Here is a 17,772-nt window from a genome sequence, read left to right as displayed (position 1 = left end):
ATTAATTGATAGTAAAAAATGAAAGTACTTTTTTCTGATTAGATGATTGCTTTGATAAATCGATACTGGCTTTAGAGCTATGACTAATTCCCGCGACATTTTGATTCACCATGTCGACCATTTGGGTAATATTTTTAGAAATATCATCCGTTACGCTTGATTGCTCTGTTGAAGCGGTTGCGACTAAAGAGTTCATTTCTGAGATTCTAGAGACCGATAGGGCAATGTCTGAGAAGGAGTCCCGTACTTCTTGAGCAATTTTTTGGGCTTCATCAATTAAATATGCATTTGATTGCATGTATTCATCAGCTTTGGATGCTTGGTTTTGCAGTTTGGTAATAATTTCTTGAATGTTGATGGTAGAGGTTTGCGTTTTACCTGCCAATGTTCTCACTTCATCAGCAACAACAGCAAAACCTCTGCCTTGTTCTCCAGCGCGTGCGGCTTCAATTGCAGCATTAAGTGCTAGTAGATTGGTTTGTTCAGAAATACCATTAATGACTTCAATAACAGCACCAATTTCGTTTGAGTAACTCTTTAACTGATTGACGATTTCAGTTGATTCTTTAATAGAGTGGTTGATTTTGTCCGAGATTTTATTTGACTCTTGCAAAGCGTGATGGCCTTTATCGACACTTTGATTCGCTTCAATTGCTGACGATTCTGCTTCAGTAGCATTTCGGCTAATGTCCATTGCGGTGCTCGACATTTCATTGACAGCTGTTGCGACTTGCTCAACTTGCATTAACATGTTTTGCGAGTTGCTGTCGGCTTGCTCCATGGTGGAGGCCAATGTTTGTGACGAGCTATCTACTGTGTCTGTCACGGTGATCAACTGTTGAGTTAATTTAGCAAATTGTTCAGAGGTTTTGTTTAAACAATCTGACAGTATTCCAAGTTCATTTTCACCTTGGTTATCAATACGTACACTCAAATCACCTTGAGACATTCTGATCATCGCATGTTGTATGACTGTAATTGAACTAACAAGAAGGCTGGAGATGCGTAATGCCATAAAAATGATAATGATAGCGACAACACCTACCGCTACCACCATGATCGTCATAGAACGGCTATAAATTACGTCGCCATATTCACTTGCCGTAATAGCGCCATTTTCATTTAACGTTGACAACTTGAGCAGTGTTTCTGAGTATTTACTATAAGCCGCTAATGATTTACCCAAAAACATGGTTTTTGCTTCTTCATTATCATTGTTTTCAGATAGACGCAGGAGTTTTATTTGAATGGCTAGATATTGACGATAAAGCTCGTCAAACTCATCTACAAGCGCTTGCTCTTGAGGGCTAGATATAAGCACTCTATAGTCGTTAATGGTTTTTTCTATTTGTTGTTTCTTTTGGTTAATCGCATTGGTTGCTTGCCAGGGCGGGATCATACTTTGTTAACAGTAGGGAACTTTTTCGTATCGGCATGATCTGATCAGGCATGTTATTGTACTGAACCTAATCCATGTCCTTATTTGAACACTTGAAACTTATCGAAGACCCTCGCTCTCACATCAACCTAGACCATGATTTGGTTGATATTATTTTTCTTGTTTTAGCCGCAATCACTTCAGGTTGTGATGGCTGGCAAGCTATTGAAGAATTCGGCAACGAGAACCTATCTTGGCTACGTAAACATCGTGATTTTGACAACGGGATCCCGACTCGGCATTCCATTGCCCGGATCATTAAAGTTATCGATACCGAAATACTGGTGTTAACGCTCTTTCGCTGGGCAAATAGCTTAAGAGAGGCTTCATCCAAGCCATTGATCGCTATCGACGGTAAAACGTTGCGGGGTGCAGTTAATCAACATGGCGCTAAAAATGCGCTACACCTCGTTTCGGCTTTTGATACCGAACAAGGTATTGTGCTCTATCAGCAAGATACACAGACCAAAGGTAACGAAATCGCAACGGTTCAAGCGTTGTTGCACATGTTAGACATTAAGGACGCAGTTGTAACCTTTGATGCACTTCATTGCCAGCGGGAAACGCTTCAACAAATCATCAAAGCTAAAGGCGACTACATTGTTCAGGTAAAAGGCAATCAACCTCTACTTAGGCAGGCCATAGAAATGCAGTTCCAGCCTCACTGGGATATCGACGGCGTCGACATATTGAGTGTCGAAGCGGATGACAAGGGGCATGGCCGTAAGGAGAGTCGTACGACGTTTCAAATTCCAGCCAAGCTGCCGCAGGCGCTCGCGAAAAAGTGGCCGTCAGCCAAGTCGCTCATAGCAGTTGAGCGTCAACGAACACATAAAGGTGTTACCACCATCAATACGGATTATTACTTAAGTTCTTTACCTCTGGATATCGAACTTGCAGCCAAAGCAGTGCGTCAGCATTGGCACATCGAAAACCAGCAACACTGGGTGCTTGACGTCACTTTTAGGGAAGACTGTTCAAGGATTGGTGACCGTGAAAACGCGAAGAAGATGGCGCTATTTAGGCGCATCGTGCTGAACCTTTTAGAGCAGCATCCGCTAAAAGCCAGTAAACCAACCAAAATAAGAAAGGCAGCATGGAATGGTGATTTTAGGAGCGAGATTTTCTTTGGTTAAAAGATTTAACAAAGCTTAATCCCGCCCTGGGTTGCTTGCTGTATTGTTTGAGAGTCTGTCGAAATAATGTGGACAGCTTCATCGTTACGCAGATCTGCTGTTTGGGTGTTGATGCGTTCAATTAATTGTACTGAAGGAAGCCAATTAGTTGAGATTTCTGTTGATTGTTGGTTAATGGTATTCATCTGTGACAATGACAGTAACATTAATCCAATAATAGCAATGACAGGAATTGAAAAACCCAGTAACAACAATTTGCCAATTTTGATATTTCTCATTTCTATCCTTAAACCTCAGATCATATGAACAGTTGATATACAATTAGTCAGCTTTTTTAAATCATATTTAAATCATATTTAAATCATATTTAAATCATATTTAAATCATATTTAAATCATATTTAAATCATATTTAAATCATATTTAAATCATATTTAAATCATATTTAAATCATATTTAAATCATATTTAAATCATATTTAAATCATAGTGCCTTGCATAACATTTGCAGCATTTTTGACATCAGGGCTGATATGTTAAGTCGCTATAATCGATAGTGGAAACGCTTGTTTAGATGTTTCTTGTTTAGGTATTTACAGTTTATCGGTAAATCACAAAACTTCTTTAATAGGCTCTCGGTATTGGTATACGAAATGCTAGGCGTTGCTGATTTTTGCAAGTTGAATGGTATCAAGTTAAACACGGTGTTCACTGAGATGAATCGATTGGTGCTGAGAAAGCTATTAAACACAGAGTAAAACTGGTTTAGCCGAATCCTTCGGGTAATGTTTTTGGGCCGTTTGACTGGGTAATCGACTTTTTCGCTGAGTCGCGATACCGCAGTGTCGGAGCCTAAATGACTGGTCAACAATTCACTGTAAAAGTAGCCTTAGAGAGCAACTGGCCTTAACTTTTCTCTTAACTTTTATCTTAACTATGCCCTTAAGTATTTACCGTGATTTTAACTTGGAAAATACTTTGTTTTTCAATGTGTAGCTTGTAAAAAACTGCCTTATCGTCCACAGTTAACCATCCGTAGCTTGAAACTCACATAAACATGACTAGATTTGCTAATTATAAAAACGCGCTTAAATTGGGTGTCGGAGTATTCGCTTTTGGCTTAGTCATTAGTGTGGGCGTCGTTTTAAGTGTTAAAAATAAAAATAATAACATCATTGTTAATGAGCTTAATGCTGTTACAGAGCAAGTCGTCAATAATATTACTGACCGTATTCAGTTATATCAGTACGGCTTACGCAGTGCTCGCGGTATTATTTTTACCGCAGGTGAAGATGGGATTAATCGGCAAGGGTTTAATAAATACACTCAGACGCGCGATATCGATAAGGAGTTTCCTGGCGCTAGAGGTTTTGGGTTTATTCGGCGAGTGAGTGTGACTGACGAAGCCAGTTTTATTAGCGCAGCGCAATTAGATGATTGGCCTACTTTTGATATTCGGCATCTCAACGCTCACAATGACGAACGCTATATCATTCAATATATTGAACCTGTAGATCGTAATTTTTCCGCTGTTGGATTAGATATTGCCTCGGAAGCTAACCGTAAAAAAGCAGCTTTAGATGCAGTTTTGACTGGGGAGGTGAGATTAACCGGACCGATTACCTTAGTACAAGCGACTGGTAATCCATTACAAGCCTTTTTAATTTTAATGCCTATATATCGTACAGGTGGAACCCCTGATACGCTAGAGTTAAGGGAGCAACAAGCCTTTGGTTGGAGTTACGCTCCACTGGTAGCCAATGAAGTTTTTGGCGACTTGTCGTTGTCGCGACCCAATACGAAGTTATTGGTCAAAGATATTACTGATACTGCCAATACAGTGACCTTTTACGAAACCCACATCGATGACTCAAGCCCTTTAACTGAGTATATCGTGACTGTTGAACATGAAGTTTTTGGCCGTAATTGGCAAATATCGTTAGTTGCTTACCCTAACTTTGTCAGTAAATTGCATTTAACCTCGCCTAACATTATATTTATTTACGGCTTTATATTGAGTTTATTGCTGGCGTCTTTTCTTGCCATTTATAGTTATACTTTAGGTCGAAAACAGCTGGTTTTAGCCGATAATGAACGACGCGCAAATATATTAGAACATTCACAAGATGCCATTATTAGTTACGATTGCGATGGTGTAGTCACAGGGTGGAATCAAGGTGCTGAACTCACTTTTGGCTACACCCATAGCGAGGTTGTTGGTCTTAAAAAACATGGCTTTATTGTTGCTAATGAAGGGCAAAGTCAAGAGAACGCACATTTTGATCACGTGTTAAGCGGTAAACCATTATTAAACTTTATTGGTTATCATAAACGTAAAGATAATGAACTCCTCACAACCACAATGACCTCGTTAGCCATTTACAATGAATTTGGTGTCATTACTGGTGTGAGTCAAACTATTCGAGACATTACCGCGCAACAAAATGCAGAAAAACAAATATTAAGTTTAAATGCCAGCCTCGAGCTAAAAGTCACTGAACGCACGCAAGCATTGCAGCAAGCTTTGTCAGAAAATAAAACCTTACTCGATAATATCAACCAACAGCTCTTATATTCTGAAACAGATAAAGATGGCGTAATATTGGCGGTAAACGACTATTTTTGTATTGCATCAGGGTATACCCGTGCACAGATGATTGGCCAAACACATTCTATTTTGCATTCAGGTCAGCATGATGATGCGTTTTGGCAAGACATGTGGGATACCATTAATCAGGGTAAAAGTTGGCAAGGTGAAGTGTGTAACCATGACAAGCAGGGTGAGGCTAAATGGTTTGATACACTCATCACCCCTATTGTTGATAACAATGGAGCGTTAGAGCGCTGTATTGCCCTGCGAATTGATATTACTGAACGTAAACACACGCAACTTGAAAATCTTAAACTAACCTCATTATTAACCAATGTACTTGCTGCGGCATCTGAAATTGCCATTATTTCAACAAACAGCGAAGGTGTTATTACCATGTTCAATCGCGGTGCTGAGTTGTTGCTTGGGTATAGTGCGAGTGAAATTGTTGGTAAAATGAGTCCGGCAATAATGCATGTGCCTTCTGAGGTTAGGGAACGAGGTAAAGAATTAAGCGAAGAATTTGGTGAAGAGATCAGTGCGTTTGATGTTTTTGTGTATAAGCCCAGAAACTTTGGCCCTGAAACGCGAACCTGGACGTATGTTCGTAAAGATTATACCCAATGCCAGGTATCTTTATCTGTTACCGCAATGCGTAATGAGTCTGGTGAACTTATTGGTTACCTTGGGGTTGCCGTTAATATCGATACCATGTTGAAACAGCAAGAAGAGTTAATGTCGACCAGCAATCAATTAATTAAAGCCGCTGAGGTTGCAGAGCTGGGTATATGGGATTTAGATTTATTAACGGAAAATTTGCAATGGAATGATCGTATGTTTGTGATGTACGACTATCCGCAAGAGATACAGAAAGACGGCCTTAATTATCGACATTGGCAGCAACGTATTCACCCAGATGATCTTTATATGGCAGAGCAAGCATTACAACAGGCCATTGAAAACCATTCGACTTATCAACCAACATTTAGAATCCTTAATCGCGCAAATCAGGTGCGTTATATCCATGCTGGCGCTCAAATCAGTTACGATAAACTAGGCAAAGCTGTTCGTGTCGTTGGGATTAATCGAGATATCACTGAGCAACGCGAACTCGAGCAAACTTTGCGCTTAGCCAAACAGGATGCAGATGCCGCGAGTGCAGCTAAATCAGCATTTTTAGCCAATATGAGTCATGAAATTCGTACACCAATGAATGCGGTATTAGGTATGCTTCAATTAGTACAGCATTCTGATATGACGCGACAACAACTCGATTACGTCACCAAAGCGGAAATCGCGGCAAAATCCTTGTTGGGTCTATTAAATGACATATTGGACTTCTCCAAAATTGATGCGGGTAAACTTGATCTTGATGTTCATCCATTTCAAATGGAAACTTTAATGCGTGAACTGGCTGTCATGTTGGCAACCAATGTTCATAGCAAAAGCATAGAAGTCATTTTTGACCTTGACCCAGACATTCCATACCTTATTGAAGGCGATGAACTGCGCTTACGCCAAGTGTTATTAAATCTTGCAGGTAATGCCATTAAGTTTACTTCACAGGGGCATGTGATTGTTGGAGTGCATTGTCATCAACTTAGCCAGGATGAAGTCAAACTTAACATTTCAGTGTCAGACAGTGGTATAGGTATCAGCAAAGAACAAGCAGGTAAAATATTCCAAGGCTTTGTGCAAGCTGAGTCATCCACCTCAAGACGATTTGGTGGCACTGGTTTGGGGCTTGCTATCACTAAGCGCTTAGTGGAGTTAATGGGCGGGGAATTAACCTTAAGTAGTGAGGTTGGCCAAGGCAGTCGTTTTGGGTTTGATTTGTCTTTTTCTGTGGTCGAGATGAAAAACACTTATCTCGATATTGATTTACAAGGTAAAAATATTCTTATTGTTGATGACAGTAAAATGAGCCGTAAAATTTTGTCAAAAACACTGATGGCTCATGGTGCTTATGTTAACGAAGCGAGTAACAGTAAGCAGGCTATTAATCTTATTGACCAAAGTTTACATGCAACCAACCATTATGACGTGATTATTATGGATTGGCGCATGCCTGAAATGGATGGTCTAGAAACCGCACAACATATTCAATTAATGTTTCCAGAAGGCTCCGCTCCCGCCATTATTATGCTTACAGCTTACGGCTCTGAGGTGATGAAGCAAACCAAGCAGTATGATCAACAACCTTTTGTTAATATGTTAACCAAGCCGATTACGGCTAACTTAATGCTTGAGGCCGTGCATCAGGCTATTAGTGGTGAAGAAATACCGTTAGAAAGTAAAAAAGTGACCCACTTAGCCTTGCAAGGAATTAGAGTGCTGGTGGTTGAAGATAATCAACTCAATCGTCAAGTTATTGATGAGTTACTTAGATTACAAGGTGCGATTGTTACATTAGCCAAAGGCGGTGTTGAAGGCGTAGAGTGGGTGACCCAATCTAACAATGTATTTGATATTGTTATTATGGACATGCAAATGCCTGATATGGATGGCTTAGAGGCAACGCGTTTAATCCGTGCAGATGGTCGATTTAATGATTTGATGATATTAGCGATGACAGCCAACGCTTCTTTAGCAGACAAAGCATTATGTCTTGATGCTGGTATGAATGAGCATATTGGCAAACCGATAGACATGACGCGTTTACTGCCTTGTATGTTGGGCTTGTTAGGGAAAAATGTACCTTCATTGGGCGGTGTTAATGATATAAAAGCATTTATTGAGTTACCTGATGAGCTTACAGGCGACGATGATGTAATTATTGAAAGTCCTGAATCGATATTAAGGCGATTTGGTGGTGAGTTAGCGTTCTTTATTGATGTAAAACACCATTTTGCTGTGGAAATGTCTGAGCAGTTAATGGCGTTAACTCAAGCATTTAAACAACAAGACACCGATAAAATAAGCATTATTACTCATACTATCAAAGGTACTGCCAGTAATATTGGTGCAAAGCGTTTAGCCGTTTTTGCCGCACAGCTTGAACAGAATATAAAACATAATGTTCAAATTGATGCGGATGTTTATTTGGGGCAGCTCCAGGGACAAATTAACGACAGTTTACATGTGCTCGATACTTTATTCCCTGATGAAACTGCGGTGCTAACAGCAAATGAGTTGGATAAAGTGCCATTGTTGCCGATAACCAGTATAGGGCCAGATAAAATAGATAGGTTAATGGCATTATTAGTTGAGCAAAATTTAGATGCAATTGGCTATCTTGAGCAATTATCAGATAATATGGCTACAGATAAGAATTGGTCAAGATTAAAATCTCAGGTGAGTCAACTCGAGTTTTTGGATGCTATCGATACCCTAAAGTCGATAATTAAGGAGTGATGCGTGTTCATAGATGAGTATATTTCTGGTGTTGCTCCTGTAAAAGGAAAAATACTGTTGGTTGATGACCAAGTCGTCAACATTAAAATATTGCATCAATTACTGCAAAATGATTACGATATTTATATGGCCAGAGATGGGCATCAAGCGATTGATATGTGTAAAAAAGTCAATCCAGATATAGTGTTATTAGACATTGAAATGCCAATCCTTAATGGGTTCGATGTCTGCGCTCATCTTAAAAACGACCCCAAAACACAAGATATTGCGGTAATTTTTATTAGCGGACATTTTGATGAAGAAAAAGAAGTTAAAGGATTTAACTTAGGGGCTGTAGATTTTATTCATAAACCCATTAACCCAGTCATTACCAAAGCACGGGTTAAGAATCAACTTATGTTAAAGTCACAATCCGACTTACTTCGTGCCATTGCTCTGCTAGATGGCTTAACGGGAGTCGCAAACAGGCGTAAGTTTGAACAGGTGTTACCCGTGAGTTGGCTGCAAGGTTGTCGTGAGCAACAACCATTGACGATTATTTTATTAGATATCGATTTCTTTAAGCTATTTAATGATACCTATGGGCACACTGAAGGCGATACTTGTTTAAGAAAAGTAGCCCAAAAAATACAAGATACGGTTAACCGCCCTTATGATTTAGTGGCGCGGTTTGGTGGTGAAGAATTTATTTGTGTTTTACCCAATACCGATTTAGTTGGAGGCACTTATGTGGCCCAGCAAATAGTCGACAGCATTATATCGCTTAAAATTGCACATGAAACCTCAAAAGTATCTCATTTTGTGACGGTAAGTGCGGGCGTCTCGACGATAGTGCCCACAAGAAATATCCCTGAAAAAGTATTAATTGAAGCTGCCGACAAACAGCTTTATTTAGCAAAAGAGCGCGGCAGAAATAGAGTGCTTGGCACACAGGTTTCAATAGCAGAATTGACCGCAGTTTAGTGGTTATCACAGGGCAACATATTGCCCTGTTGATTAAAATTTATGACGATATCCCAGCGTGTAAGCAATATCTGCACTGTTATCCATATTCTCAAAGTTTTCAACCAGCGTGAATTCAATTGCACTGGTATTTAAGTAGTAACGATAGCCTAGTAAGGCTTCATGCGATGCATCAGAGAAGTTCTCATCCCAGCTTACCAATCCTTCATATCGGTGAATTTCGGCTAACCAACCATGGCGTCCAGTTCGATATTCATAACCGATCCCAATGCTGGTGAAACGAGAGTCAAAATTATTAGTTGATATCGACTCGGTGTCTTCAATAAAGCTGACGCCAAAGCTTGAATTAACATTATGTGGGCCATTTTTGTAGCTATAGTTTATTTGGATACTTTGCGCAAATGAATCTTCAGCAAATGGACCACTATCGACAGATTTGAAATATAGGCTAGCGCCTAAAGATAATCCATGACGCTCAGTTTGTACGAGTTGGTAACCTAAGTATGCTGTTAAAGCATTTTCGAGGGTTTCACCGTTTAAGTCATCAATGTGAATACCATATTCTTTTGATTGTATTTGGTTTTGATGTTTAGCTTGGTTTTGTCGGCCATTTTGATCAAATCCAAACGCGTCGTGAAACCACATCGTTAACGAGTCTAGATGGTTATCAGCGCTAAATCCCCATCGATAATTAATATCTAACATCAGAGCATCAGACATCTGCCACTTTACGCCACCAGTGACCGCATTTTGGTAGTAATCGGCCAGTAGTACATCTGATTCAGACCACATACTCGCGATATTGGCTGTGATGTACCATTCGCGTTGCCCATTTGGCAACGAAAAACCTGAACGCAATAGTGGGGTGTGATTGATCGATTGCATTGGCGACTGTGCATACACTCTTAACGGACCGTAATCGTCAAAGTCGATCATTTGAGCTTGCGCAGCAGGTAAGCATGTTAGCCCTAAGAGAGTGAACAATAGATTCTTTTTCATCAGCATAGTTTTCTCATTTTATTCGCGTGGCTCATCAAGCTATTTCGCAGCTTAAATTGAATGGCTTATTGTTATAACGAGCGTTAGAGATTACCAAGTCCCGCATTATGATTGCGTGCAATATAAATTTAAACAACAAAAAGTGAACATAATATGCAAAACAATTATATTGAGAAACTTTGTTGAGTTAAATCTGTGATATGTCCTGATATGTTTTTTTATGTCACCGGCGTTTTTCAAGACAGTTGTCGCCTAAATTGTTAAGCAGCTTCTTTGTGTTGCTCTGGATTTAACTCCACAGCGCCTATGGGCTGCCAGTTTCGCTCTTCTTTTGACCATCGTTCTGGATGTTCATTTCTTTTTGTCTGATACAACACTTTTCGCTTCGCCAGTATCTCTACATCAAGACCATCATGTCTCTGGTTTGGTGTCACAAACTTAATCCTGCTATGTCGATGCTCGTTGTTGTACCAACAAACAAATTCATTGACCCATTTACGTGCTGCTTCTAACGACTTAAAACCTTCACTAGGCCAACGTGGATGATACTTTACCGTTCTAAATAGCGATTCTGAGTACGGATTATCATTACTTACCCTTGGGCGGCTTCGTGAGGTCACAACGCCTAAATCGTACATCTTAGCTCGCATCGTCAGGCTCTTCATGGGCGCGCCATTATCTGAGTGCAACACAACGTCTTTCTTTAAGCATTTCTCTGACCAGACGGTGCGCTCTAGTAGTGCTGCTGCTTGCTCACCTGTTTCGTCGTAGTGAACTTCCCAACCGACGATTTTTCGACTGTAAATATCTTCAATCATGTACAGATAATAGTGTTTTCCTATCACCGTTGTAGGCAGGTAACTGATATCCCAACTCCACACTTCGTTCGCTTTTTTAGCCGTATAACTGGTTGGCTTTTTATGAACATTTCTCGGCTTAGCTTTGCCTCGGTGGTGCAGCATGTTTTTAGTATGTAATACACGGTAAAAACTCGACTCCGAAGCAATATACTCACCTCTATCGGCGAGTATCGGGACAATTTGGCTTGGTGGTAATGAGGCAAACTCTTCACTATTACACACATCAATCACGGCTTGTCTTTCAGCATGACTCAGTTTATTTCCAGGCTCTGGCCTCATTGCGGTTGGCCTTTTATCTGCGCTAATCTCACCGCCTATTCGCCAACGCTGTAAGGTTCTACTTGATAATCCAATCACGTCACAGGCCTTATCTTGTCTCGCGCCTGATGCTACTGCTGTACTGACCCACTGCGCGTGCTTCTGCCTATAGGTCAGCGAAATCAGTCTTCCTCTTTTTCCTTCCAATAGGCATCGAACTTTTTTCCGAGTACGAGTAAAGCAGCCGCTTCCGCTAACGCTTTATCCTTTCTACGTAACTCACGTTCTAGCTCGTTAATGCGTTTTTTGTCAGTCTTTTGTCCAGGTGTTGTCTTGGCTTTACTTGTCAGTGTTGTGCTTGTATTACCGGCAATGCAAGCTTGCTTCCATCCGTTGACTTGCTCAGGATATAACCCCTTAGCTCGGCAATATTCACTTAACTCAACTGCCGACAGAGAGGCTGTTTCCAATACCACTGAAAACTTTTCTTCACTTGACCACTTATCCGATGAACTGACTTTTGACACGTTTAACCCTGAGGTATTAAATTGCTTTTGCCAACTATACAGGGTTGAGAGATTAATGCCTTCTTGCTCTGCAAACTTACGAACCGACAAACCACTTTGACTAAACTTGTTTAATATAGCTTCTTTAAATTGACCTGAATGCCTTTGATAATTCACTTGCTGTAACTTACCGCTCCCTGTTTATTTGTAAATTAATTGAGGCGACAACTATCCTGACACAGGGGGTCACTGTTAAAGAATAATAATGGATAATTTTTTATGTAACACATTGATTATATTTTAATAGTACGGTATAAAGTAATTGTTAAAACAAATTTAGTCTTTGGATGAGATGCATAAATTTGTGATGGACGGTTATGTTTAAATGGAATTTATAATGGATTATTCTTCGCTATACCTAAATTATCTAACCCAAATATCTACAGCCTTTACAGCTGTAGTGTTTATGCTGCGTCGACTTCTGCCTGAGCGCAGTGACTATCACTTAACAAGTGCTGAAATAAACCCCGTTACTAGTTGTTCTTTATTCATGAGATACAAATTATTTATACACAGTTTAACTTCGTTAAAGTGTGTGATGGATTAAAGGAATAGCATGGACTTTTTTCTGTTATTTGGCTTACTCGTGATCGTACTCCCACTGCAAATGTTGTTAGATATTGCCATTGAAACCAAAACCAACTTTGATCGTAAAGGCTGTGATTATTTGTTGGCATTTATTCCGCTATTAACGTTTTTTTATCCTGAGCATTATCTGTATAGTTTTCTATCACTCGCTGTCATTGTGTTGTACGGCATTTCATTACGATTCTATGCGGCATTTAACGATTGGCTTGAATTTGATCAAGACCGATTAGCTGGTTTATGCCTGGGCGGACTCGGTTTGGGTGGGGTATTTATCATCGCAAAATTTGCATTTCAATTTTTGCTGTAGCGCGTTGTTCATACTTTTTCCATGTTAACCATTAGGCTTGGGCAACAATTTTCTGGTGGAGATTATTCCATTGCTCAGGAAATTTACCATCGAGCATATAAACAAATGCGATGAGTTCTGCTATCAATAAGTATAACTCTTTGGGGATTTCTTCTCCGAGTTCTAGTAATTGTAAAAATTCACTTAAGTGCGGATCCTGATGGATATGTATGCCAGCATTTTTTGCAATCGCTATGATTTCTTCTGCAACGAGATCTTTACCTGAGGCAGTAATTTTAGGGGCACTTTTACCGTCAAAACTGAGTGCCACTGCTTGTTGAATTTTTTTCGATTCGTTATTCATATTTAGTCCCTTGTCTTAACTAAGCTCTTGTCTTAACTAAGTAATGATCCCCTGGCAATAGCGTTGCGGGAAGTTGGGTTAATTGGGTGCTAAATGTGCCAGGTGTTAAACCTATTTGGCTAATTTTACTTGCTAAGGCACCATTAAAATTATCGACCTTTGACAACAGTGCTTGGCTGTTACCTTTAAATTGTATGTCGAGTGTGTCGCCCTGTTTGTGGGCACAAATGAGTAACGAGCCTTGTGCTAAATTAAATTTTAATTGTAATTTCCAACCATTAACTTTGTCTTTATCTAACTCATTTTCTTGTTCGAATTTTCCTTCAAATTGCTCATCACGCTGGTTAATTGAGTAGGGCAGAGCAAAGTACCAAGTCAAAGCTTGGTTAGGATCGGCACTCGCTTGTTGATACATTGCGATACTGCCGGCAAGTTGTGCCATAGAATCCGCTCCTCCAAGTTTATCAAGTGCACTTAATAAGCCTGAATTTCCCGATAACTTAGCGAGGGTACGTTGTTGTATTTGATTGAGATGCTCTTGCAATTTTGCACTTATCCCTGAGCCTGTCGTTTTTGCCTTTACCCCTAATAACAGTTGAAATAGTGTCGTTATAGCTCCACCAGAATAGAGGGTAGAAGAGACTGAACTATTCGCCTGTGATGATGTTTGCGCTAAGTTTAATCCCGCAAGGCTTAGAAGCTCTTGGCTTAGTAAGCTTGGGTCGCTCAAGGCGCTCAGTGGGTGTGGACTCATCTGCGGTAAATGTTTTAGTAATTCAGTGGCTAGACTATTAGGGATTTGCAAAGCGAGTTGTTGTTTTATAGGCATTGCTCCGGCTTTAGACAATGCCTTGTTTAATACTTCTATTGGTTGAGGATCTTTGTTAGCCGTCGGTTGAAGTGTTGCTTGAGCTGATGCTTGATTTTGGCTGCCTTTTACTTCGACAGTATTAAGATTCGCGGCTGTTACATTGACATCATTAATATTACTTTTTCCTTGCAGAGTGCTCTGCTGCGCAGGTGATTGCTGTAAAATATTATTTGGTATATTCGAGTTACCAGTTTTTACACTCAACGTATCGGCTTTTGTTGACGTAGCTATTTGCCCTTGCTGAATATTTTCACTTGTCTTTGAACCTTGACTCATGGTATTCACTGGGTTTGCTGTTGCTACTGGCATTGCACTTGAATCGGTTTTATTGATGCCTGTTTGATTTGTGTTTGCAGTAGGGAGTGGTGTCGTTTCGAGTTTTTTTAAAAACTGACTTAAAATCTGTGCAGGTTCATTTTTAGTTATAATGATATTGTCTTGCTGCAATGATGCTATTACTGGCGCTTGCTTAATCAAATCGACTTTTACTTCTCCAATCACAGGGGTTAATGCAAGTTGTAATTGTTGTTGATTAACGACCACTTTTGCAAGATATTGGCCGCCGTTTAATACGATATTGTTAGGTAGCTTAAGACTTGGTCCATCGGTAAATGTTAGTTGACCTTGTGCGATTAGCGCAGTGGGTAAAGGGTAACCTTGAGCTCTAGATGCTAAAGAGGCTAATTGCTGTGTCGATACGCCATTTTGTTTGGCTAATTCAGTTAACGATTGCGGTAAAGCTAATTGCACTGTTTGTGCTAACAAAATTATTTGAGTCGAGATTGGTTTTATACTCGAAGCGGTTTGTTGTGTTGTTTGCTGCTGGGTAGCTTGTTGAGCTAATTCTGCAGATGTCGTTATTTGAGTTGCTGCAACCTTTGCGACCAGCTTAGCTTGATCACTGGCGATGACAACTTGAACGGTTTGCTGCAATAATTTTTGTAATTCGACGGTCTTATTGAGCTGGTACTGCTGCTCTTGAATGCTCACATTAACTTGGGCGCTACTTGATGTCTGTTTTTGTTGTATGTGAACAGGCAACAATAATGTTGAAAGATCGGATTTTATATTGGCTTCAATGTTTTTAGTGGTCGCAGATAGATTTTGAGGTTGCTGATTTTCGGGTGTGTTGGTTTGACTTGCACTGGCAGGTTTTGGTGTTGCAGGGGCGGTTACCGTCGTTGCTGTATTAATTATCGGCAAAACCATAAATATCCTATTAAGCAAACAAACCAAAATGTCTTTTAAAATCAATCAAAGAGTTATTGGAATATTCATCTTTTACAAATTTTTGATTGATATTGTCAACAGTGACAGTATCCTTAGGGTTCTTGTTACCCATATTGGGGCAATTCATTCCAACAAAGTGTCTATTGTGTTGATGATTGCTGGTAACAGGAACAAGCTTAATGTGCTGCAGGAATAAAATATCAAGGCAAATCCTTGCTGAAGCCCGTTAAATTATATCGACTTGAACAAAAATTGCTTTAATAAAAAGACAAAAATAGCAGTTTGTTGAGTAACCCCTTTTGTCATTTAAAGAGAGTTTGTATGAAGTATAAATGGATATTACTTCAGGTGATTGTTGCTTTTAGTATACCTGTGTATGCCGAGAGTGAAGCGCCTCAAGTTGCCACAACACCACAACCTGCGATTGAAATTACTTATAACGATCCTCGCGATCCGTTTGAAGAAATTAACCGCACAATGTGGGATTTTAACTATTTATTTTTAGATAAATATATCGCTAGGCCGGTCGCTCATGGTTACAAGAACTATGTGCCTAATCCGATAAGAACTGGGGTGATTAACTTTGTCTATAATCTGGAAGAACCTAGTTCGCTTGTCAACAATACCCTACAAGGTAAATGGGGCTGGGCGGCAAATGCTGGCGGACGCTTTACCGTCAACACCACAATCGGTCTACTTGGGGTAATCGATGTTGCTGAAATGATGGGTATGCCACGTAAACAAGATGACTTTAACGAAGTCTTGGGATATTACGGTGTGCCAAATGGTCCATATTTTATGGCGCCTTTTTATGGCCCTTTTGTGACAAGAGAAATCGCATCAGACTGGGTTGATAGTCTATACTTTCCTTTATCAGAACTGACTTTTTGGCAGTCTGTGCTGAAATGGGGTCTTAAGGGACTGCATTCGCGAGCTGAAGCGATTGATCAAGAAAGGTTACTAGACAATGCTCTTGATCCTTATGCTTTTGCTAAAGATGCTTATTTACAGCATATGGATTACAAAGTTTATGATGGCGATATGCCGTCAAATCAAGAAAACGATGAGTTACTTGATGAATTTCTAGATGAGCTAGAATAGTCGGAGTGTGTAACAACCCCGACAGTAACATCTGCGGGGTTGTAGTATGGCGTTAACTGATGTCGATATTCTCTTTGTTGAGGATGACCCGATATTTCGTCAAGTCGTTGCCGATTTTCTGCAAGGACAAGGGGCTCGGGTGCATCAAGCATGCGACGGCCTTGAAGGCGTATCTGCTTTTTCCCAATCGATATTTGATATTGTGATTGCCGATCTTGGTCTGCCAGGTCTTGGCGGTCTTACTATGCTTAAACAAATGCAAAGTATTAATCCGGCAGTCCCTTTCATTGTGGTATCGGGTAACGATGTCATGTCTGATGTTGTTGAAGCATTACGTATTGGTGCGAGTGATTATCTCACTAAACCGATTGCTGACTTATTTATTATTGAACATGCAATTATTCAGGCGATGCTCACAGCGGCAACGCCAATGAATGCGTCAGGGCAATCACATTTACATGAAATGAATGAGCTGTCCTATCAAGAATTAACCGATAACTTGCTGTTGCTCGAACAAAATGCACATGCAGCTAAAAGTGTTCAACAGCAGCTCTTTCCCGCTTCTCATGTGGATTATCCACATGCATTTATAGATTACAGTTTATTTAAAAATAATGATGTAAGTGCATATTTTATCGACTCTACCATGGTCGGGGAGCATCACTTAGTGATGTATATGGCACATTTCCATCCAGAAGATAACAGCGCTGCTTTTGGCTGTGTGTTACTGCGAAGCTTCGTTAACCAAAAACTTAAATTGTTTCGAAATGGCCTAAGTACAACCTTAATTGAACCTGCAAATATGCTCTCTTATTTAAATAAACGCATGGTGACTTCTGGGTTACATATTTTGGCAGATATTATTTATGTGTGCGTTGATTTACAGAAATACCTAGTGTCAGTTGGTCAAGCTGGAAATGGCTTACGATGTTATTTAAGGCATGATAATCACCTGATGCCTTTAGTATTCCCGAGTGCGCTTCAATTAGGCGATGTTAATTGGCATCAGGCAGGCATACAAATACGTACCTTATTGATAGATGAGAAACTGTGTATCGGCACGTCTCATCAGCAACATCAACAACAATTACTTGATAATCGTTTTACAGGCTTAATTTATCAGTCTGATATGAATGCTGGTGGTTTTATGCAGCTGTCTTGCCATTAGCA

Annotated in this window: 12 protein-coding genes; 6 read left to right on the top strand and 6 right to left on the bottom strand. The window is 40.0% G+C overall.

What is annotated here, in order from left to right; all coding sequences use genetic code 11:
- Position 1 precedes the first annotated feature (1 nt).
- Positions 2–1,399, bottom strand: coding sequence for a methyl-accepting chemotaxis protein (locus K8B83_RS17435; protein ID WP_223418467.1), 1,398 nt, complete (start codon positions 1,397–1,399; stop codon positions 2–4).
- Positions 1,400–1,473: 74 nt separating this feature from the next.
- On the opposite strand from K8B83_RS17435, the gene K8B83_RS17430 reads away from it, so the two are divergent.
- A complete protein-coding gene (locus K8B83_RS17430) occupies positions 1,474–2,574 on the top strand; it encodes an ISAs1 family transposase (RefSeq protein WP_223418465.1) in 1,101 nt (366 codons plus the stop codon).
- Between the two features lie 5 nt (positions 2,575–2,579).
- On the opposite strand, the gene K8B83_RS17425 is transcribed toward K8B83_RS17430, so the two are convergent.
- The gene (locus K8B83_RS17425) at positions 2,580–2,852 is read right to left on the bottom strand and encodes an MCP four helix bundle domain-containing protein (RefSeq protein WP_223418463.1); all 273 of its coding nucleotides are present in this window, start codon (positions 2,850–2,852) and stop codon (positions 2,580–2,582) included.
- Between the two features lie 777 nt (positions 2,853–3,629).
- Here K8B83_RS17425 and K8B83_RS17420 point away from each other — a divergent pair.
- The gene (locus K8B83_RS17420) at positions 3,630–8,516 is read left to right on the top strand and encodes a PAS domain S-box protein (RefSeq protein WP_223418462.1); all 4,887 of its coding nucleotides are present in this window, start codon (positions 3,630–3,632) and stop codon (positions 8,514–8,516) included.
- Positions 8,517–8,519: 3 nt separating this feature from the next.
- Entirely contained in the window at positions 8,520–9,479 is a 960-nt protein-coding gene (locus K8B83_RS17415) for a diguanylate cyclase (protein ID WP_223418460.1), read from the top strand.
- Positions 9,480–9,512: 33 nt separating this feature from the next.
- On the opposite strand, the gene K8B83_RS17410 is transcribed toward K8B83_RS17415, so the two are convergent.
- Both K8B83_RS17410 and K8B83_RS17405 read right to left on the bottom strand, forming a co-directional pair.
- Positions 9,513–10,484: a DUF3187 family protein gene (locus tag K8B83_RS17410; protein WP_223418458.1), complete on the bottom strand. Its 972-nt coding sequence runs from the start codon at positions 10,482–10,484 to the stop codon at positions 9,513–9,515.
- Between the two features lie 254 nt (positions 10,485–10,738).
- Positions 10,739–12,279, bottom strand: a protein-coding gene (locus K8B83_RS17405; RefSeq protein WP_223418456.1) for an IS3 family transposase whose coding sequence is annotated in 2 segments (ribosomal slippage) — positions 10,739–11,814 and positions 11,814–12,279 — 1,542 coding nt in all. Because the reading frame shifts where the segments join, the coding sequence is not laid out codon by codon here.
- Positions 12,280–12,718: 439 nt separating this feature from the next.
- Between K8B83_RS17405 and K8B83_RS17400 the strand changes: the two genes are divergently transcribed.
- Positions 12,719–13,057 (top strand): hypothetical protein, encoded by a 339-nt coding sequence (locus K8B83_RS17400; RefSeq protein WP_223418455.1) that lies wholly within the window; start codon positions 12,719–12,721, stop codon positions 13,055–13,057.
- A gap of 31 nt (positions 13,058–13,088) precedes the next feature.
- Here the strand turns inward: K8B83_RS17400 and K8B83_RS17395 are convergent, their stop codons facing one another.
- Positions 13,089–13,400: an EscU/YscU/HrcU family type III secretion system export apparatus switch protein gene (locus K8B83_RS17395; protein WP_223418453.1), complete on the bottom strand. Its 312-nt coding sequence runs from the start codon at positions 13,398–13,400 to the stop codon at positions 13,089–13,091.
- 19 nt (positions 13,401–13,419) lie between these two features.
- On the bottom strand, positions 13,420–15,474 hold the full coding sequence (locus K8B83_RS17390; RefSeq protein ID WP_223418451.1) for a flagellar hook-length control protein FliK: 2,055 nt from the start codon (positions 15,472–15,474) through the stop codon (positions 13,420–13,422).
- Between the two features lie 348 nt (positions 15,475–15,822).
- Here K8B83_RS17390 and K8B83_RS17385 point away from each other — a divergent pair, with 348 nt between their 5' ends.
- Together K8B83_RS17385 and K8B83_RS17380 are read left to right on the top strand one after the other, a co-directional pair.
- Entirely contained in the window at positions 15,823–16,602 is a 780-nt protein-coding gene (locus K8B83_RS17385; RefSeq protein WP_188957907.1) for an MlaA family lipoprotein, read from the top strand.
- Positions 16,603–16,648: 46 nt separating this feature from the next.
- Positions 16,649–17,770 (top strand): response regulator, encoded by a 1,122-nt coding sequence (locus K8B83_RS17380; RefSeq protein ID WP_223418449.1) that lies wholly within the window; start codon positions 16,649–16,651, stop codon positions 17,768–17,770.
- Positions 17,771–17,772 lie beyond the last annotated feature (2 nt).

It is taken from the genome of Shewanella inventionis (assembly GCF_019931735.1).
GTDB classification, from domain to species: Bacteria; Pseudomonadota; Gammaproteobacteria; order Enterobacterales; family Shewanellaceae; genus Shewanella; species Shewanella inventionis.
Note: the sequence above shows the minus strand (reverse complement) of the source record. Positions and strands in the feature narration are given on the sequence as shown.